We start from the raw sequence: 17,273 nt of genomic DNA, 5'->3' as shown, positions 1-17,273 counted from the left end.
AGCAACGAACGATGGGCCGCAGTCGGCAGCGCACCCGAGGGGACGTGCCGGTATGTCCGCCCGGAGCACGGTTCCCGGCACTCCCCCGCCGAAGCAACCCCACGGCCACCGGACGATAGCGAGGACGGACATACCGGCACGGCCCCGCCCCACAGACGGACCAGACCCGCACCGCCCCGGGCCCCACCCCGAGCACCACAAAGGCCGGGCCCGGGGGAACCCCCCGGGCCCGGCCTCACGATGACCCGCTAAGCCCTCAGCCGAGGTCATGCATCCAACCGTGCCGGTCCTTCGCCGTCCCCCGCTGCACATCCAGCAGCGCCTCCCGCAGCTTCATCGTCACGGGACCCGGCTCGCCCCCGCTCTGCGTCCACTCGCCCGAGCGGCACTTGACCGTACCCACGGGGGTGATCACCGCGGCGGTACCGCACGCGAAGACCTCCGTCAGCGTGCCCTCGGACGTGTCCGCCTGCCACTGGTCGATCGACACCCGCGACTCCTCCGAGGAGTAGCCGAGGTCACGGGCGACCGTGAGCAGCGAGTCCCGGGTGATACCGGCCAGCAACGAGCCCGTCAACGTCGGCGTCACGATCTTGTCCCCGTACACGAAGTACAGGTTCATCCCGCCGAGCTCCTCGACCCACTTGTGCTCCACGGCGTCCAGGTACGCGACCTGGTCGCAGCCCTTCTCCGCGGCCTCGGCCTGCGCCAGCAGGGACGCCGCGTAGTTGCCGCCGGTCTTGGCGTCGCCCACACCACCGGGGACGGCGCGCACGCGGTCCTCCGACAGCCAGATCGAGACGGGCTTGACGCCACCGGGGAAGTACGCGCCCGCGGGCGAGGCGATCACGATGAAGAGGTACTCGTTGGCCGGCTTCACGCCGAGGCCGACCTCGCTCGCGATCATGAACGGCCGCAGGTACAGCGACTCCTCGCCACCGTGCGCCGGCACCCACGCCTTGTCCTGCTTCACCAGCGCGTCGCACGCCTCGATGAACGTCTCGACCGGCAGCTCCGGCATCGCGAGCCGCCGCGCCGACCGCTGGAAGCGCTCCGCGTTGGCCTCCGGGCGGAAGGAGGCCACCGTGCCGTCGGGCTGGCGGTAGGCCTTCAGGCCCTCGAAGATCTCCTGCGCGTAGTGCAGGACGTTGGTCGCCGGGTCGAGGGAGAGCGGGCCGTACGGCACGAGCTGACCGTCGTGCCAGCCGCGGCCCTCCGTCCACTTGATCGTCACCATGTGATCGGTGAAGTGGCGACCGAACCCGGGGTTGGCCAGGATCGCCTCGCGCTCCGCCGTGGACAGCGGGTTCGAGGTGGGCTTGAGCTCGATCGAGGGTGTCGGCGTCGTCGTCATGAGTACTAGTCCTTCACGGTGTGATGGTGACGGACCGCGCTCACGCCTGTACGTCGTGTACTAGGACGTCCGAGCATCCCTGCATTCCGCGGCCCCACGTTCGATTATCGCTCGCGGGGCGCCGAGGAAGAAACAGCGTGAATGCGGCCCAGGGGTCGATGGTGGCACCCGGAGCCGCATACGAGAAGCCGCCGGGTCCGTGATACCAGACCCGGCGGCTTCTGTGTCGTAAGGACGAGCTACCGGGTCAGCCCGCTACTCGTACGGCGAGCGCGTCGCCGATCTGCTCGGTGGTGCGGACCCTGTCGCCGCGCTCCGAGAGGTCCGCGGAGACGGCGGTCTCGATGCGCCCCGCCTCGTCCTCGTAACCGAGGTGACGCAGGAGCAGTGCGACGGACAGGACGGTGGCCGACGGGTCGGCCTTGCCCTGGCCCGCGATGTCCGGCGCCGAGCCGTGCACGGGCTCGAACATCGACGGGAACTCGCGGCTCGGGTTGATGTTGCCGGAGGCCGCGACGCCGATGCCGCCGGAGACGGCCGCGGCGAGGTCGGTGATGATGTCGCCGAAGAGGTTGTCGGTGACGATCACGTCGAAGCGCGCGGGGTCGGTGACCAGGTAGATCGTCGCGGCGTCGACGTGGATGTAGTCGGTGGTGACGTCGGGGAACTCCTTCGCCACCTCGTTGAAGACGTTCGTCCAGAGGTGACCGGCGTACGCGAGGACGTTGTTCTTGTGGACCAGCGTCAGCTTCTTGCGCGGGCGGGCCTGGGCGCGGGCGAAGGCGTCGCGGACCACGCGCTCCACACCGAAGGCGGTGTTGACGGAGACCTCGGTGGCGACCTCGTGCGGGGTTCCGGTGCGGATCGAGCCGCCGTTGCCCGTGTACGGGCCCTCGGTTCCCTCGCGTACGACGATGAAGTCGATCTCCGGCTGCCCCGCGAGCGGAGTGGCGACACCCGGAAGGAGCTTCGACGGCCGCAGGTTGACGTGGTGGTCGAAGAGGAAGCGGAGCTTCAGCAGGAAGCCGCGCTCCAGGACGCCGGACGGGACCGAGGGGTCACCGATCGCGCCGAGGAGGATCGCGTCGTACTGCTTGAGGGCCTCGACGTCGGCGTCGGTGAGGGTCTCACCGGTCGCGTGGTAGCGCTTGGCGCCGAAGTCGAACTCCTTGGTCTCCAGCTTCACATCCTGCGGGAGGACGGCATTGAGGACCTTGAGCCCCTGGGCCACGACTTCCTGGCCGATTCCATCACCGGGGATCACTGCGAGATTGATGCTGCGAGACATACGGGCACCCTACGCTCCGTCCCACGGGATGACACTCGCAGTCCGACATGCGGACACCCCTGGTCACGCTACGGGTACGCCACCACATGGCCACTCCCTCTTTACCCGCAGGCCCGGTGGGAGTTGGCACCCACTGGGAAGTTCTCCTTCCATGGACACCCCGAATGTCGGCATACCGGAGCGGCTCGCGGCCGGGATGAGCATGCCGGAGCAGCACGAGTACCTGCGCAGGAAGCTCTCCCGCCGCAAGGTCCTTGCCAGTTCGTTCGCCACCGCGGGCACGGTCGGCGGGATCGGCCTGCTCGCCGGCAGCTCGGGCAGCGCCCACGGCGAGGGCGCGTCGGCGTCGAGCCCGCTCGCCGCGCCGTCCGCGCCCGTCAAGGTCGACGGCAAGCTGGTCGCCCCCTTCGCCCGGCACCTCGCCTTCGGCGCCGATCCGAAGACCCAGATGCGGGTCTCCTGGCAGGTGCCGTTCGCGGTCAAGTCCCCTTATCTGCGGGTGGGTCTCAAGCCCTGGGAGCTGAGCCGGAAGATCGAGGCGGAGGTCCGCGACCTGCGCACCCCCTCCCTGTCGAAGAAGCTGCCCGCGGTCGAGCAGTACTACCTGCACGCGGCGCTCGACGGCCTGAAGCCCGGCACGACGTACTACTACGGCGTCGGCCACGAGGGCTTCGACCCGGCGTCGCCCGAGCGGATGGCGACGATCGGCTCCTTCCGCACGGCGCCCGCGACGCCGGAGAAGTTCGTCTTCACGGCCTTCGGCGACCAGGGCGTGAGCTACGACGCGCTCGCCAACGACCAGTTGATCCTGGGCCAGAACCCGTCCTTCCACCTGCACGCGGGCGACATCTGCTACGCGGACAGCACCGGGCACGGCAAGGAGTCCGACACGTACGACGCGCGGGTGTGGGACACCTTCCTCGCGCAGACGGAGTCCGTGGCGAAGTCGGTCCCGTGGATGGTGACGACCGGCAACCACGACATGGAGGCGTGGTACTCGCCGAACGGCTACGGCGGCCAGAGCGCCCGCTGGTCGCTCCCCGAGAACGGCTTCGACCCGAGGAACGCGCCGGGCGTCTACTCCTTCACGTACGGCAATGTCGGCGTCGTCGCGCTCGACGCGAACGACGTCTCGTACGAGATCCCCGCCAACAAGGGCTACACGGACGGCAAGCAGACCGCCTGGCTGGACAAGCGCCTGGGTGAGCTGCGGGCGGACGAGACCGTCGACTTCGTCGTGGTCTTCTTCCACCACTGCATGTACTCGACGGCGACCCACGCCTCGGACGGCGGGGTGCGCGACGCGTGGCTGGAGCTGTTCACCAAGCACCAGGTGGACCTGGTCGTCAACGGCCACAACCACGTCTACGAGCGCACCGATGCGATCAAGGGCGGCGAGGTCGGCAAGCCCGTGCCGGTCGGCGCGTCGACCGATCCGACGCGCGACGGCATCGTGTACGTCACCGCGGGCGGCGCGGGCAAGGACCTCTACAGCTTCCCGGCCGGAGTGAAGGACAGCTTCGAGGGCAACGTCAGGGACCGGGAGTCGATCCTGTCGTTCCACTGGACGAAGTCGCGCCTTCCCGACCCGGACCGGGTGGAGTGGTCACGGGTGCGGTACACCGGCTTCTCGTTCCTCGCGGTGGAGGTGACGGCCGGCGTGAACCCGAAGCTGACGGTCTCCGCGCTCGCCGAGAGCGGTGAGCGCGTGGACCACTTCGAGGTGGTGCGCGGTAAGTAGGGCCAGCGGTGGCGTGGGCGGGTCAGTGACCCGTCTCGCCGCCGTTGTCCCTGCGGTCGAGGGCGCGCTGCAGGGCCGCTGCGGCGTTCTTGCGCTCGGAATCGCTGGTACGGCTGGTACGGGAGGCGTGGCGGACTCGGCGTGCGGTCGTCTCGGCCATGGGGAATCCACTCCTTGAGGGAAGGGGGTACTGGTACTTCGAGACGCCGGAGAGGCGGGGAGCGACAGAGCCACAGGGGTTGCCTGCACGGGGCTCCGGCTCACGACCGCCATTCGCTTGGTCGAGCGAGACGTTCGGCTCCTACAAAGCTAAGCGAGGACGGAGCGTCTGTCTCCACAATTACTCGGACTTCCTACTATCTGAGACGGCCTTCACTCCCGGCCCCTCCTTCGGCCGCTCTGAGCTCGCGGATCAGGGCCCGGACGGCGACAGTGGCGGCCTGCTCCGGGGTGGTGACGTATCCCACCGAACGTGACGGGCGCTCAGGACCGAGATCGGTGATCTCGATTCCGTCCGGTGCTCCGTTCAGCGAGAGCGCGGGCATGATCGCCATGCCGAGACCCCTGCTCACCATCGAGAGCACTGCTCCGTCGTCCTCGGTCAGGACGGTCGCCTTCGGGATCCAGTCCTGCCCGGCCCACCACGTCCGCGTGTAGGAGCCGCAGTTCTCGTGCCAGTCCACCAGCGGCAGGGAGCGCGGGTCGGGGTGTCCCGCCGGGTGCACCAGCGAGTAGGGCTCCTCGATCAGTACGTCGCCGATGAGCCCTGCGGGCACCGGCGAGGTCGCCCCGATCGTCGCGATGCCCACGTCCGCGCGCCCCTGTGCCACCTCGCCCGCGGTGCCCGCGCCCAGCTCGCGCACGACGCGCACCTCCGGCTCGATGCCGGGATGGCGGGCGGTGAGGCGCTCCAGGACGGGCGGAAGGAGGTACAGGGCCACACTGCGGAAGGCGGCGATGCGCAGCGGTCCCGCGACCGTGCCCCGCCCGGCGCCGCGGGCCTCGGCGGCCAGGGTGTCCAGGAGCCGCAGGACACGCCGGGCGTGGGCGGCAGCGGCGGCACCGGCCGCGGTCGGCGTCGCGCCCTTCCGGCCCCGCTCGAAGAGCACCGCGCCGACCTTGCGTTCCGTCCCGCGTATGGAGTGCGAGACCGCGGACTGCGTCAGGCCGAGCGCCTTGGCCGCCGCCGAGAACCCGCGCTCGCTGTCGACGGCGACGAGGATGCGGAGTTCGTGGGGCGCGAGGTCGGCGGCCCGGGTGGCGGACGCGGCGGCAGGAGCGCTCTTCGCGGCTGTGTCCATCGGGGGTCCCACCTGCTTCTATGAGGGCTCTTCATGGTCCGGGCCGTTCCATGAGCGCAACCCTCTCCCCCGCCCCCGCATTCCTCCGTACGGTCACCGCCATGACCGAGACCGCACGCACCGTGCACCAGACCGCCCGCCCTCACGGTTTCCCCACCCCCGGCGACTTCGCCTTCGTGGAGTCCGCGCTGCCCGAACCCGCCCCGGGCACGGCCCTGGTGGAGAACCTCTACTGGTCGGTGGACCCCTACCACCGCGAAATGATGGACGGCGAGTTCGCGCTGAACGCTCCCTTGGAGGGCCGTGCGCTCGGCCGCGTCGTGGAGTCCCGCGACCCCGCGCTCCGCGAGGGCGAGCTCGTCTTCCACCGGCAGGGCTGGCGCACCCACTCCGTCGTCACCCCCGAGGAGGCGCGCGCCCTCCCCCGCTTCGACGGCGTACCGCTCTCCGCGCACCTGAGCATCCTCGGCGGCACCGGCCTGACCGCCTACGTCGGCCTCACCCGCGTCGCCGAACTCCGCGAGGGGCAGGACGTGTTCGTCTCCGCGGCGGCCGGAGCCGTGGGCACGGCCACCGGGCGGCTCGCCCGGCTGATGGGCGCGGGACGGCTCGTCGGCAGCGCGGGCACGGCGGCGAAGGCGGCGTACCTGACGGAACACGTCGGCTACGACGCGGCGTTCGACTACCACACGGGCCCGACGGCCGAACTGCTCGCGAAGGCGGCGCCCGACGGGATCGACCTCTACATCGACAACGTCGGCGGTGAGCCCCTCGAAGCCGCGATCTCCTCCCTGCGCGAGTTCGGGCGGATCGTACGCATCGGCACGATCGCCCAGTACAACAGCACCGGCGCGCCGTACACCCTGCGCAACCTCCCCGACATCGTGGAGAAGAGCCTGCGCATGGAGGGCTTCCACGTCCGCAACCACCGTGACGCGCAAGAGGAGTTGTACGAGTTCGTGGTGCCGCACCTGCAGAGCGGGCGCGTCGGGCTCGACGAGACCGTGGTGGAGGGCTTCGACGGGATCGTGGACGCGTTCCTGGGGATGCTGCGGGGCGAGAACCGGGGCAAGATCATCGTGCGGGCGGCGGGAGCGCCGTCCGACGCACTCGGTGTCTAGAAGACGTCCCCGTCGCGCCAGTCGACGAGGAGTTCGTGCGCCGGGTCCAGGTCGGCGCCCCAGAGCAGCGGGGGATCCTCGTCCGGCATGTGGATCACGCCCTCGGGGCCGAGGGTGCCGACCGTGCCCTTCCACTCCTGCCAGCCGCGCGCGAGGTAGAGCCGCTGCCCCTCGTCCGACGCCGAGAGCGCGCCCAGCGCGTACGCACCGTCGATGACGCGCTCCAGGACACCCATCACCTGCCCGCCCAGGCCCTGCCGCTGCCGGTCGGGACGGACGGCGACCGCTTCGACGTAACCGACGCGCAGCGAACGGCCGTCGTGCAGGATCCGGCGCTGCACCACGGAGCCGTGCGCGAGGAGGAGGCCCGATTCGTCGTGCACGAGGGCGTGCACACCGCCGAGGCCGTGGTCCCAGTCCTGATCGCTGAAGTCCCCGTCGAACGCCTCGTCCATCAGGGCGCGTGCGGCGCGCAGTTCGGTGGGGTCGAGATCGTGGGTATGGGCCGTACGCAGCGTGGTCACCCCACCACCGTACTCAGGCCCTATCTGAGTACGCACGCCGATTTGCCGACGGCCGGGCGGCGGCAGAGTCGGTGCCATGAACGGCCTCTACGCTCTCAAGCCCTGGTACGCGGACCGGTTGTCCGGCGTACGCGGCGCGCTCGCCCGCCGCGAGGTGTCGCCCGACACCCTCACCGTGGCGGGTGTGCTCTGCGCGGCGGGCGCGGCGGGAGCACTGGCCTGGCTGCCGGTGCCCTTCGCCGCGCTTCCCGTGGCGGTGCTGCTCGCCGCCCGGCTCGCCTTCGCGAACCTCGACGGCGCGCTGGCCCGCGACACGGGCCGCACGACCCGGCGCGGCGCGCTCCTGAACGAACTGGGCGACCGGGCCGCCGATCTGGCCATGCTCGCGGGCTTCCTCACCCTGGCCCCGCTGTGGCTGGTGGCGACGGCGGGCCTCGCGGCGACGCTGCCCTCGTGGGTGTCGCTCGCGGGCGCGGCGGCGGGCGCGCCCCGCCTGAACGGGGGCCCGGTCGGCAAGACGGAGCGCTGCACCCTCGTGGTCCTCGCGGCGGCCTCGGGGTGGGTCGTGCCGGTGCTCGTGGTGGTCGCCGCGGGTTCGGTGCTCACGGCGGGGCTTCGACTGGCGCGGCTGTGGCGCGAGTTGGGCCCGACGCGGCAGGAGGACGCGCGATGAGCGCCGCGTTCGTCGCAGGGGAGGTCGCCGGGCGTGCGGTGCCCGTGGTCGCCGGAGTGCTCGGCGCCGGAGGAGTGGCCGTCGCCGCGCTGCCCTCGCGGGTGCGGATGCGGGCCGAGCTGCGCAAGCGGTGGCGGACCTGGGCGCTGGCCGCGCCGCTCTTCCTCGGGGCGTTCTTCCTCGGCCGGGCGGGGGCGTTCGCGCTTGCGGCCGGGCTCGGCGTGGTCGCCGTGGGCGAGTACGCGCGGATGGCGGGGCTGCCGCGGGGCGAGCGGGCGGTGCTCGGGGTGTCCGCCGTGGCGGTGCCGGGGATCGCCTGGGCCGCGCCCGGCGCCCTCGATCTGCGGACGGCGGGCGCGCTCCTGATCGCCGCCGCCGGTGTGTCCCTCTTCTCCGGGGACGCCGCGCAGGGCTTCACCCGGGCGAGCCGTACCGTCTTCGGACTCCTCTGGATCCCTCTCTCGCTGAGCGGACTCGTGCTGCTCGGCGACACGGCCGTCGCGGTGGGCGTCGCGGTGGCGTTCGGGGACGTGGGGGCGTGGTGCGGGGGTACGGCGCTCGGCCGCAGGGGGCTGATGTCCCGGCCGCTCTCGCCCCTCTCCCCCAACAAGACCTGGGCGGGCGTGGCGGGCGCCGCGGCCGCGACCGCCGCCGCGCTGGCCGCGGTCGGCGCGTTCTCCCTCGTGCTGTGGGCCGCGGTGCTCGTCGGCTGCGTCCTCGGGGACCTTCTGGAGTCGATGGTCAAGCGCGAGGCGGGCGTGAAGGACGCGGGGAGCTGGCTGCCGGGGTTCGGCGGGCTGCTCGACCGGATCGACTCGCTGCTGGTCGCTCTGCTTCTGACGATGGTGGTGACGCTGTGAGGGCTCGTACGAGGGACAGCTCCGCACACCGAGCCCGTCCGGCGCTCGAGGACGAACTCGGCGGAGCCGGTGATCCGCGGCGCCCGAAGCGTGGCGCCGCCCGGCTCCGCCGCGCCCTGTGGTGGACCCTGCTCACCCTCACCGGAGGGGTGGAGCGGCGCGGTCAACTCCCGCCCGGTGGCTGCGTCGTCGTGGCGAACCACTCCTCCCACGCGGACACCGCGGCGCTCCTCGCGGCGCTCGACGCCCGCCACGCGCCCGCGATCGGCGCCGCCGCCGACTACTGGTTCGCCTCCCGCTGGCGCAGCCGCATCTGCAGCCGGCTGGCCGCGGGCTTCCCCGTGCGCCGCAGCGGAGGCGGCATGGACGACCTGCTGTCCAGGGCGGACGACCTGCGCGCGGGCGGGGCCGTCGTCCTCTTCCCGGAGGGCACCCGCGCACGGGCGGGCGAACTGGGCGCCTTCCACAAGGGCGCCCTGGTGCTCGCCCGGCAGGCGCACGTGCCCGTCGTGCCGGTCTCCATCGACGGCACGGCCCGCCTCCTCCCCAAGCACGGCAAGCTCCGCCCCACCCTGGTGAGGGTCCGCATCGGGGCCCCGCTGCCCCCGGACACCACACCGCAGGCGGCGCGTGACGCGGTGGCGGAGCTTCATCGGCGTACGGAGGGAGAACCGCTCAGGGACTCCGCAACGCGCAAGCGAACGGCCGCTGTCATCGGCTCCCGCTGGGGCCTCGCCGCGGCCTTCGCCTGGGCGTTCGCCGAGGCGCTGAGCTGGCCCCTGATGCCGGAACTGTTCCTGGCGATCGCCTGCGTGGCAGTCCCGCGCCGGGCCCTGAAACTGTCCCTCACGGCGCTCGCGGGAAGCCTGGCGGGCGGACTGCTCGCCCTTCAACTGGCTGCTTCGGGCGTGCAGTTGCCGCACCCTCTGACCACGGACAGGATGCGCGCGGAGGTACGCGGCGAGCTCGCCGCCGAGGGCGCGGCAGCCGTCCGCCACCAGCCCTGGAACGGCATTCCCTTCAAGGTGTACGCACGCGAGGCGGGCCGCGCCGACGTCGCGCCGCAGGACTGGCTGGCCCACTCGGCCCTCTCCCGCGGCTCCCGCACCCTCACGGCGGGCCTCGCCTTCGGGGCCTTCGGGTTCCTCGTGCACCGGCTCCGGCGGTTCTACGGTCTGTATCTGGCCTTGCTGGGCGTCGGTTTCACGACCGGGCTCTCATTGATCGTGACGGGATGGAGCTGACCGGGGCACACTCGTGAGCATGGCTGACGAGACCGCAGAACGACCCTGGACCCCCATCCACGGCGAGCCCTACCGCTCCGTTCCGTACCGCCCCGAGCGCATGTCCGAAGCCCAGTCCCTCGCGCACGCCGCCGAGTTGCGCACCCGGATGCGGGAGCGGCGCACGGTGCGGCAGTTCGCGCCCGACCCGGTGCCCCCGCAGGTCGTGCGGGACGCCATCGCGTGCGCGGCGACGGCGCCGTCCGGCGCGCACCAGCAGCCGTGGACGTTCGTCCTGGTCCAGGATCCGGAGGTACGCCGCCTCATCCGCGAGGCGGCGGAGCACGAGGAGCAGATCTCGTACGACGGGCGGCTGGGCGAGGAGTGGCTCGCCGCGCTGCGTCCGCTCGGCACGGACGAGGTGAAGCCGCATCTGACGGACGCGCCCGCGCTCGTCGTCGTCTTCCAGCAGCGTTACTGGCTGGGCGAGGACGGCACCAAGCACAAGCACTACTACGTCGACGAGTCGGTCGGCATCGCCGTGGGGATGCTGCTGTCCGCCCTGCATCTGTCGGGCCTCGCCGCGCTGATCCACACGCCGAGCCCGATGCGGTTCCTGTCGCAGGTGCTCGGCCGTCCGGAGAACGAGAAGGCGTTCGCGGTGATCCCCGTGGGCTATCCGGCGCCGGACTGCCAGGTCCCGGATCTGGTCAGGAAATCGCTGGATCAGGTCCTGGTGGAGGTCTGAGCGGAGACCAGCTCGCGCTCGAGTGAGGGGTAGTCGGTGTATCCCTCGGCGCCGTGGGTGTAGAGGTGCGCCGCGTCGATCTCCTGGAGCGGCGCACCCACCGCGAACCGCTCCGGGAGGTCGGGGTTGGAGATGAAGGCCCGCCCGTACGAGACGAGGTCCGCCAGGCCTTCGGCGAGGACCGCCTCGCCCGCCTCACGCGTGGTCGGGTCGCCGTTCTCGCCCACGTTGGCGATGAGGGTGCCGTGCCAGTGGGGCCGCAGGTCGGTGAGGGCGGGGTAGTCGGCGTTGTCGGTGAGGTGGAGGTAGGCGAGGCCCAGGCCGTCGAGCTCGTCGAGGAGCGCGCGGTAGACGGGGCCGGGGTCGGCCTCCGCCATGCCGAACTGGGGGTTGCCGGGCGAGAGGCGCAGGCCGAGGTGGTGGGCGCCGATGGCGTCGGCGACGGCACGGGTCACCTCGACGGCGAAGCGGATGCGGTCGGCGATCGAGCCCCGGCCGTACTCGTCGTCGCGGAAGTTGGTGTTGTCGGCGAGGAACTGGTGGATCAAGTAGCTGTTGGCGCCGTGGAGTTCGACCCCGTCGAAGCCGGCGGCGATGGCGTTGCGGGCGGCGTCGACATGGTCACGGACGGCGGTGTGGATCTCGTCTCGGGTCATCGCACGCGGAACGACCGGATCGGCCTTCCTTCCACCACTCACATGGACACGGCCCGGGACGAGCACCGCGGACGGCCCCGCGGGAAGGTCGCCGTCGATCCGGGCCAGGGGGTGGCCCTTGCGGCCACCGTGCATGAGCTGCGCGTAGATCCTGCCGCCGGCCTCGTGCACCGCCTCGGTCACCGCGCGCCAGCCCGCGATGTGGGCGGGAGTCTCCAGGCCCGGAATCCGCCAGTCGCTCTGTCCGCCGCTCGCGGGCCAGATGCCCTCGGTGACGATGAGGCCCGCGCTCGCTCGCTGGGCGTAGTGGTCGGCGACGACGGGGAGTGGGGTGCCGTCGTCCGTGGCGCGGTGGCGGCTCATGGGGGCCATGACGATGCGATTGGGCAGACGCAGGCCGTGGGTCGTGGGTGCGGAATACGGTGTGAGGAGCTCGGTGTTCGTCATGCCGGAACGTTAAAAGGTGACACCGGTGTCAGATTCAAGTACCGCTGATGCGGAGGGACGCGTGACATGAGGATCGGCGAGCTGGCGGAGCGTACCGCGGTGAGTGAGCGGTCCCTTCGCTACTACGAGAAGCAGGGCCTGCTCTACGCGGACCGCACACCGGGCGGGCACCGCGACTACGCGGAGGCGGCGGTCGACCGGGTCGTCCACATCCAGGAGCTGTTCGCGGCGGGCCTGTGCAGCGCGAAGATCGTGCAGCTGCTGCCCTGCATGCGGGACAAGGACGGCGGCCCCTCGGAGACCGCGACGCCATGGCTGGTGGAGGAACTGTCGGTGGAGCGGGCCCGGATCGACGGCATGGTGGAGGAACTGCTGCGGGCGCGGGACGTACTGGACGAGGTGATCACGGCGGCATCGGGGGCGGCTTCGCCTGCGGGCGGCTGAGACCGGGCGGAGCTGCTTCGTCCGTGGGGGCGGGCCGCGCCGGTATGTCCGTCCTCGCTATCGTCCGGTGGCCGCACAGCTACTTCGCCGCTGGAGCGCCGCGAACCGTGCTCCGGGCGGACATACCGGCCCGTCCCCTCACGAGCGTGGCCGACTGCGGGGCAATCGGGCGGGTGGGCGGGAAAGCTCGTTCGTGCAGGGGCGGATGCGGGGTTACGGGCGGGTGGGCGGGAGAGGCCCGTTCGACCAGGTGGGCCCCCCGGGAAACAGCACCGCCCCCGACCGGGGTGGGGCCCAGGTCGGAGGCGGGGTCAAAGGGGGGCGCGGACGCCCGGCGGGCGTCAGCCCATGTGCGGGTAGCCGTACTCCGTCGGCGACACCAGCGTCTCCTTGATGGCGCGAGTCAGCGTCCACCGCTGAAGATTCTGCGGCGCACCCGCCTTGTCGTTCGTGCCCGAGGCACGCCCGCCACCGAACGGCTGCTGGCCGACGACAGCGCCGGTCGACTTGTCGTTGATGTAGAAGTTGCCCGCGGCGTAGCGGAGCTTCTCCATCGTGTGGGCGGCAGCCGCGCGGTCACCCGCGATGACCGAACCCGTCAGGGCGTAGTCCGAGGCCGACTCCATCTGGGCCAGCATCTCGTCGTACTTGTCGTCCTCGTAGACGTGGATCGCCAGGAACGGACCGAAGTACTCGGTCGTGAAGACCTCGTTGGCCGGGTCCGAGCACTCGACGACGGTCGGACGGACGAAGTAGCCCACCGAGTCGTCGTACGTGCCGCCCGCGACGATCGTGCAGGTCGGGTCGGCCGCCGCGCGGTCGATCGCCGCCTTGTTCTTGGCGAACGCGCGCTCGTCGATGACGGCGCCGATGAAGTTCGACAGATCGGTGACGTCGCCCATCTTGATGCCGTCGACCTCGGCAGCGAACTCCTCCTTGAAGCCGGAGTTCCAGATCGAGGCCGGGACGTACGCACGCGACGACGCGCTGCACTTCTGGCCCTGGAACTCGAAGGAGCCACGGGTCAGGGCCGTCTTGAGGACGGCACGGTCGGCGCTGGGGTGCGCGACGACGAAGTCCTTGCCGCCGGTCTCGCCGACCAGGCGCGGGTACGTGCGGTAGTTGGCGATGTTCTCGCCGACCGTCTTCCACAGGTGCTGGAAGGTCGGGGTCGAGCCGGTGAAGTGGATGCCCGCCAGGTCGCGGTGGGTCAGGGCCACCTCGGAGACGGCGATGCCGTCGCCGGTCACCAGGTTGATGACGCCCTTGGGCAGGCCCGCCTCTTCCAGGAGCTGCATGAGCAGCACGGCCGCGTGCGTCTGCGTCGGGGACGGCTTCCACACGACCACGTTGCCCATGAGGGCCGGGGCGGTCGGCAGGTTGCCCGCGATCGCGGTGAAGTTGAAGGGGGTGATCGCGTAGACGAAGCCCTCGAGCGGGCGGTGGTCCAGGCGGTTCCAGACGCCGGTCGAGTTCGCCGGGGGCTGCTCGGCGAGCAGGTCACGGGCGTACTTGACGTTGAAGCGCCAGAAGTCGACGAGCTCACAGGGCGTGTCGATCTCGGCCTGCTGCGCGGTCTTCGACTGGCCGAGCATCGTGGACGCGGCGAGGGTCTCGCGCCACGTCGTGGAGAGCAGCTCTGCGGCACGCAGGATGATCGCGGCGCGGTCGTCGAAGGACATCGCGCGCCACGCCGGGGCGGCGGCGAGGGCGGCGTCGATCGCGTCCTGGGCGTCCTGCGAGGTGGCGCCGCGGCCGTTGCCGATGACGGCCTGGTGGTTGTGCGGCTGCACGACCTTGAAGGGCTCACCGCCACCGAGGCGCTTGACGCCGCCGATGGTCATCGGCAGCTCGATGGGGTTCTCGGAGAGCTCCTTGAGCTTGGTCTCGAGGCGGGCACGCTCCGGGGAACCGGGGGCGTAGCCGTGCACCGGCTCGTTGACCGGCGCGGGGACCTGGGTCACAGCGTCCATGAGTTCCGTATCTCCTTAAGGGGGGTCGGGGGAAAGGGAGCTCAGCCCTTGGTGAGGATGGAGCGGGCGAAGAAGAGCAGGTTGGCCGGCTTCTCCGCGAGGCGGCGCATGAAGTATCCGTACCAGTCGGTGCCGTAGGCGGTGTAGACGCGCATCCGGTGGCCCTCGGCCGCGAGCCGCAGGTGCTCGTCGCTGCGGATGCCGTACAGCATCTGGAACTCGTACTCGTCCAGTTTGCGCCCGGCACGGCGCCCGAGCTCCTGTGCGATGGAGATCAGACGCGGGTCGTGGGACCCGATCATCGGGTACCCGGCGCCCTCCATGAGGATGCGCATGATGCGCACGTACGCCTTGTCGATCTCCGCCTTGTCCTGGTACGCGACCTCGGCGGGCTCCTTGTAGGCGCCCTTCACGATGCGTACGCGGCTGCCGGCGGCGGCCAGGCGGCGGGCGTCGTCCTCGGTGCGGAAGAGGTAGGACTGGATGACGCAGCCGGTCTGCGGGAAGTCCTTCCGCAGCTCCTCGTGGATGGCGAACATCGAGTCGAGGGTGGTGTGGTCCTCGGCGTCCAGGGTGACCGTGGTGCCGATCTGGGCGGCGGCGATGACGACCGGGCGGACGTTGGCGAGCGCCAGCTCGTGGCCGCCCTCCAGGGCCTGGCCGAAGCTGGAGAGCTTGACGGACATCTCGGCCTTGGCGCCGAGGCCGAGGTCCTTGAGGCGCTCGACGAGCTCCAGGTAGGCGTCGCGCGCGGCGGCGGCCTGCTCGGGCGTGGTGATGTCCTCGCCGACGACGTCGAGGGTGACCTCAAGGCCCTGGTCGACCGATTCCGTGATGATCGGGACCACCTGGTCCACCGTCTCACCGGCGATGAAGCGGTCGACGACCTGCTTGGTGCCCGGGGCCGCCGAGACGAAACGGCGCATCTGGTCGCTGCGCGACGCGGCGAGGATCACGGGACCCAGCACGGGCACCTCCACGGAGAGTAGAACGGGGCCGTACCTGGATATGCGTAACGAGCCGGTACGGCACGGAGAACCACCGTGAAACTTAAGGATCCCTCCGATCCTGGGCCATCGACAGCTGTCACGCATCCGTGCCCTGGATCTCAGACATCTGTCTGAAGGCGGGGGCGAAGTACGTCAGAATGGACAGTGTGAAAGGCGATTACCAGGAACTGGTCGACGAGATCTCAGCCCTGCTCGGCGCCCCCGCGACGCTGGAGAACCGCGATTTCGAGCTGATCGCCTTCGGCGCGCACGACAGCGGCGGCGACACGGACTTCGACGCGACGGCTCTCGACCCGGTGCGCACCCGCTCGATCCTCACGCGCCGCTCGACGGCCGGGGTCCGCACCTGGTTCGAGAGCTTCGGCATCACCCGCGCGACAGCCCCGATCCGCATCCCGCCCACCCCGGAGGCGGGCGTCCACCGCGGGCGGATCTGCCTTCCCGTACGGCATCGGGGGTTCGCCCTGGGATACGTATGGCTGCTGGACGACGATCCGGGACCCACGGACGCCCAGCTGACCGCCGCCATGGAGGTCGCCACGCGGATCGGCGCGCTGCTCGCCGACGAGGCGCAGGCGGGCGCCGATCTGACCCGGGAGTTCCGGGCCGTCCTGACCGCCGAGCGCGGCTGGCAGCGGGACATGGCGGTGGCCGATCTACGCACGGCGCTCGGCCCGCGCGGCGAAGGCCTGCACGCGGTGGTGTGCGTGGCCCCCTGGCCCTCCGCCGACCCGGACGACGCACCGTCCGTCCGTACGGTGCAGGGGGCCACCGCCCTGTGCACCGTGCCCTGGGGCACGGCCGGCCAGAGCCTCGCCGTCCTGGTCAGGCTGCGCTCGGCGGACGTGCTCACCCCCGCGGTCTCGGCGGCCACGCGGCTCCTGGAGGCGGCGAAGGGCGCGTCGGCGGGGATCGCGAGCGCCCGGCACGGCCTGGACGAGCTCGGCGCCGCCTGGTGGGAGGCGTCGACGGCGGCCCGCGCGGCCCGCGCCGAACCACGCTTCGCCCCGGTGGCCCAGTGGTCGGACGTGGGCCCCTACCGCCTGCTCACGTCCCTGCCCGCCGAGGCCGCGCAGGACCCGGTGGCCCGCGCACTCCTCTCCCCCGCCCACCGCGAACTGGCCCGCACCGCGGAGGTGTTCCTCGACTGCGCGGGCCAAGCGGGCCGCACGGCAGCGGAGTTGGGCATCCACCGCCAGACGCTCTACTACCGCCTCTCACGCGTGGAGCAGCTCACGGGCCTCGACCTGGACGACGGCGAGGACCGGCTGCTGCTGCACATGGTCCTGAAAGCGTCACGACTGTAAGGGCACCGCTACAGGCGGACGTTGACGTGACCATGGCCCGGTAGCGTCTCCCCTTGATCACACACGTTGATCGCAGACACTCCACAGGGGAGACCGAACACCCGATGAAATTCAAGTTGTTGGGACCCGCCGTCGCCGCCGCAGCCCTCGTCGGCACCACCCTCACCGGCGGCATCGCCGTGGCGCAGACGCCCTCCGCGCCGCTCGCAGCCGCCGCGGCACCCAGCTGCGGCAACGGCCTCACGAACGTCCCCGCCAAGGAGACCGTGAAGGTACGCAAGACCGCGAAGCTGAACGGCACCGCCGTCGGCCAGTGGAACAAGGGCAAGAAGGGCTTCGTCTGCAACGACGGAAAGTCGATCACGGGCCAGAAGTACACGCTCTGCGGCAAGACGAGCACCGAGTGGCTCTACGGCATCACGAACGACACGAACGTGAAGGGCTACGTCCCCAGGGCCTGCATCAAGTGGTAGCGACGGCCCCTGCCGAAGCATGACCCCGCAGTGGTGCGGGCGGCGCCCGGCGGCTTCCAGACGGGTCGCGAGCTCCTGGGAGAGCCCCTGACCGACGGCGTCCTCCGCGTCGCGGGCCAGTGCCGCGCCG

Annotated in this window: 17 protein-coding genes; 9 read left to right on the top strand and 8 right to left on the bottom strand. The window is 71.3% G+C overall.

What is annotated here, in order from left to right:
- Positions 1–256 precede the first annotated feature (256 nt).
- Complete coding sequence (locus tag ABZ833_RS45325) at positions 257–1,354, bottom strand: branched-chain amino acid aminotransferase (RefSeq protein ID WP_361059900.1); 1,098 nt, start codon at positions 1,352–1,354, stop codon at positions 257–259.
- Between the two features lie 247 nt (positions 1,355–1,601).
- A complete protein-coding gene (locus tag ABZ833_RS45320; RefSeq protein WP_361059897.1) occupies positions 1,602–2,642 on the bottom strand; it encodes a 3-isopropylmalate dehydrogenase in 1,041 nt (346 codons plus the stop codon).
- Between the two features lie 151 nt (positions 2,643–2,793).
- Here ABZ833_RS45320 and ABZ833_RS45315 point away from each other — a divergent pair, with 151 nt between their 5' ends.
- Complete coding sequence (locus ABZ833_RS45315) at positions 2,794–4,383, top strand: metallophosphoesterase family protein (RefSeq protein WP_361059894.1); 1,590 nt, start codon at positions 2,794–2,796, stop codon at positions 4,381–4,383.
- A 22-nt stretch (positions 4,384–4,405) separates the two neighbouring features.
- Here ABZ833_RS45315 and ABZ833_RS45310 read toward each other — a convergent pair whose 3' ends face one another.
- Both ABZ833_RS45310 and ABZ833_RS45305 read right to left on the bottom strand, forming a co-directional pair.
- The gene (locus tag ABZ833_RS45310; RefSeq protein ID WP_249587558.1) at positions 4,406–4,543 is read right to left on the bottom strand and encodes a hypothetical protein; all 138 of its coding nucleotides are present in this window, start codon (positions 4,541–4,543) and stop codon (positions 4,406–4,408) included.
- Positions 4,544–4,739: 196 nt separating this feature from the next.
- The gene (locus ABZ833_RS45305; RefSeq protein ID WP_361059891.1) at positions 4,740–5,684 is read right to left on the bottom strand and encodes a LysR family transcriptional regulator; all 945 of its coding nucleotides are present in this window, start codon (positions 5,682–5,684) and stop codon (positions 4,740–4,742) included.
- A 101-nt stretch (positions 5,685–5,785) separates the two neighbouring features.
- Between ABZ833_RS45305 and ABZ833_RS45300 the strand changes: the two genes are divergently transcribed.
- The gene (locus ABZ833_RS45300) at positions 5,786–6,805 is read left to right on the top strand and encodes an NADP-dependent oxidoreductase (protein WP_361059887.1); all 1,020 of its coding nucleotides are present in this window, start codon (positions 5,786–5,788) and stop codon (positions 6,803–6,805) included.
- Here the strand turns inward: ABZ833_RS45300 and ABZ833_RS45295 are convergent.
- Positions 6,802–7,329, bottom strand: coding sequence for a GNAT family N-acetyltransferase (locus ABZ833_RS45295; protein WP_361059885.1), 528 nt, complete (start codon positions 7,327–7,329; stop codon positions 6,802–6,804). The two genes, ABZ833_RS45300 and ABZ833_RS45295, sit on opposite strands and share 4 nt — an antisense overlap.
- A gap of 76 nt (positions 7,330–7,405) precedes the next feature.
- On the opposite strand from ABZ833_RS45295, the gene ABZ833_RS45290 reads away from it, so the two are divergent.
- The 4 genes from ABZ833_RS45290 to ABZ833_RS45275 are packed head-to-tail and all read left to right on the top strand — an operon-like array spanning position 7,406 to position 10,833.
- Complete coding sequence (locus tag ABZ833_RS45290; protein WP_361059882.1) at positions 7,406–8,002, top strand: CDP-alcohol phosphatidyltransferase family protein; 597 nt, start codon at positions 7,406–7,408, stop codon at positions 8,000–8,002.
- Positions 7,999–8,862 carry a phosphatidate cytidylyltransferase gene (locus ABZ833_RS45285; protein WP_361059879.1) on the top strand — a complete coding sequence of 288 codons (864 nt, stop codon included), beginning with the start codon at positions 7,999–8,001 and terminating at the stop codon, positions 8,860–8,862. The genes ABZ833_RS45290 and ABZ833_RS45285 overlap by 4 nt, the downstream gene beginning before the upstream one ends.
- Positions 8,859–10,106 (top strand): lysophospholipid acyltransferase family protein, encoded by a 1,248-nt coding sequence (locus ABZ833_RS45280; protein WP_361059876.1) that lies wholly within the window; start codon positions 8,859–8,861, stop codon positions 10,104–10,106. Before ABZ833_RS45285 ends, ABZ833_RS45280 begins: the two co-directional genes overlap by 4 nt.
- A gap of 19 nt (positions 10,107–10,125) precedes the next feature.
- The gene (locus ABZ833_RS45275) at positions 10,126–10,833 is read left to right on the top strand and encodes a nitroreductase family protein (protein WP_361059874.1); all 708 of its coding nucleotides are present in this window, start codon (positions 10,126–10,128) and stop codon (positions 10,831–10,833) included.
- Here ABZ833_RS45275 and ABZ833_RS45270 read toward each other — a convergent pair.
- Positions 10,812–11,936 carry an alkene reductase gene (locus ABZ833_RS45270; protein WP_361059871.1) on the bottom strand — a complete coding sequence of 375 codons (1,125 nt, stop codon included), beginning with the start codon at positions 11,934–11,936 and terminating at the stop codon, positions 10,812–10,814. The two genes, ABZ833_RS45275 and ABZ833_RS45270, sit on opposite strands and share 22 nt — an antisense overlap.
- A 66-nt stretch (positions 11,937–12,002) precedes the next feature.
- On the opposite strand from ABZ833_RS45270, the gene ABZ833_RS45265 reads away from it, so the two are divergent.
- A complete protein-coding gene (locus ABZ833_RS45265; RefSeq protein WP_361059868.1) occupies positions 12,003–12,380 on the top strand; it encodes a MerR family transcriptional regulator in 378 nt (125 codons plus the stop codon).
- A gap of 341 nt (positions 12,381–12,721) precedes the next feature.
- On the opposite strand, the gene pruA is transcribed toward ABZ833_RS45265, so the two are convergent.
- Positions 12,722–14,353 (bottom strand): L-glutamate gamma-semialdehyde dehydrogenase, encoded by a 1,632-nt coding sequence (pruA, locus tag ABZ833_RS45260; RefSeq protein ID WP_249587570.1) that lies wholly within the window; start codon positions 14,351–14,353, stop codon positions 12,722–12,724.
- 41 nt (positions 14,354–14,394) lie between these two features.
- A complete protein-coding gene (locus tag ABZ833_RS45255; protein WP_361059865.1) occupies positions 14,395–15,321 on the bottom strand; it encodes a proline dehydrogenase family protein in 927 nt (308 codons plus the stop codon).
- A gap of 179 nt (positions 15,322–15,500) precedes the next feature.
- On the opposite strand from ABZ833_RS45255, the gene ABZ833_RS45250 reads away from it, so the two are divergent.
- Positions 15,501–16,670 carry a helix-turn-helix domain-containing protein gene (locus ABZ833_RS45250; RefSeq protein ID WP_361059862.1) on the top strand — a complete coding sequence of 390 codons (1,170 nt, stop codon included), beginning with the start codon at positions 15,501–15,503 and terminating at the stop codon, positions 16,668–16,670.
- 104 nt (positions 16,671–16,774) lie between these two features.
- Entirely contained in the window at positions 16,775–17,143 is a 369-nt protein-coding gene (locus ABZ833_RS45245) for a hypothetical protein (protein ID WP_361059860.1), read from the top strand.
- The last annotated feature ends 130 nt before the right edge of the window (positions 17,144–17,273 follow it).

The sequence above is a fragment of the Streptomyces sp. NPDC047525 genome (assembly GCF_040643025.1).
GTDB lineage: Bacteria > Actinomycetota > Actinomycetes > Streptomycetales > Streptomycetaceae > Streptomyces > Streptomyces durmitorensis.
Note: the sequence above shows the minus strand (reverse complement) of the source record. Positions and strands in the feature narration are given on the sequence as shown.

What these genes read in the sequence shown, in the direction of transcription:
- ABZ833_RS45325 (WP_361059900.1), bottom strand. Translation starts at nt 1,354, where the DNA reads ATGACGACGACGCCGACACCCTCGATCGAGCTCAAGCCCACCTCGAAC.
- ABZ833_RS45315 (WP_361059894.1), top strand. Translation starts at nt 2,794, where the DNA reads ATGGACACCCCGAATGTCGGCATACCGGAGCGGCTCGCGGCCGGGATG.
- ABZ833_RS45310 (WP_249587558.1), bottom strand. Translation starts at nt 4,543, where the DNA reads ATGGCCGAGACGACCGCACGCCGAGTCCGCCACGCCTCCCGTACCAGC.
- ABZ833_RS45290 (WP_361059882.1), top strand. Translation starts at nt 7,406, where the DNA reads ATGAACGGCCTCTACGCTCTCAAGCCCTGGTACGCGGACCGGTTGTCC.
- ABZ833_RS45245 (WP_361059860.1), top strand. Translation starts at nt 16,775, where the DNA reads ATGAAATTCAAGTTGTTGGGACCCGCCGTCGCCGCCGCAGCCCTCGTC.
- ABZ833_RS45275 (WP_361059874.1), top strand. Translation starts at nt 10,126, where the DNA reads ATGGCTGACGAGACCGCAGAACGACCCTGGACCCCCATCCACGGCGAG.
- ABZ833_RS45305 (WP_361059891.1), bottom strand. Translation starts at nt 5,684, where the DNA reads ATGGACACAGCCGCGAAGAGCGCTCCTGCCGCCGCGTCCGCCACCCGG.
- ABZ833_RS45300 (WP_361059887.1), top strand. Translation starts at nt 5,786, where the DNA reads ATGACCGAGACCGCACGCACCGTGCACCAGACCGCCCGCCCTCACGGT.
- ABZ833_RS45265 (WP_361059868.1), top strand. Translation starts at nt 12,003, where the DNA reads ATGAGGATCGGCGAGCTGGCGGAGCGTACCGCGGTGAGTGAGCGGTCC.
- ABZ833_RS45285 (WP_361059879.1), top strand. Translation starts at nt 7,999, where the DNA reads ATGAGCGCCGCGTTCGTCGCAGGGGAGGTCGCCGGGCGTGCGGTGCCC.
- ABZ833_RS45270 (WP_361059871.1), bottom strand. Translation starts at nt 11,936, where the DNA reads ATGACGAACACCGAGCTCCTCACACCGTATTCCGCACCCACGACCCAC.
- pruA (WP_249587570.1), bottom strand. Translation starts at nt 14,353, where the DNA reads ATGGACGCTGTGACCCAGGTCCCCGCGCCGGTCAACGAGCCGGTGCAC.
- ABZ833_RS45320 (WP_361059897.1), bottom strand. Translation starts at nt 2,642, where the DNA reads ATGTCTCGCAGCATCAATCTCGCAGTGATCCCCGGTGATGGAATCGGC.
- ABZ833_RS45250 (WP_361059862.1), top strand. Translation starts at nt 15,501, where the DNA reads ATGGACAGTGTGAAAGGCGATTACCAGGAACTGGTCGACGAGATCTCA.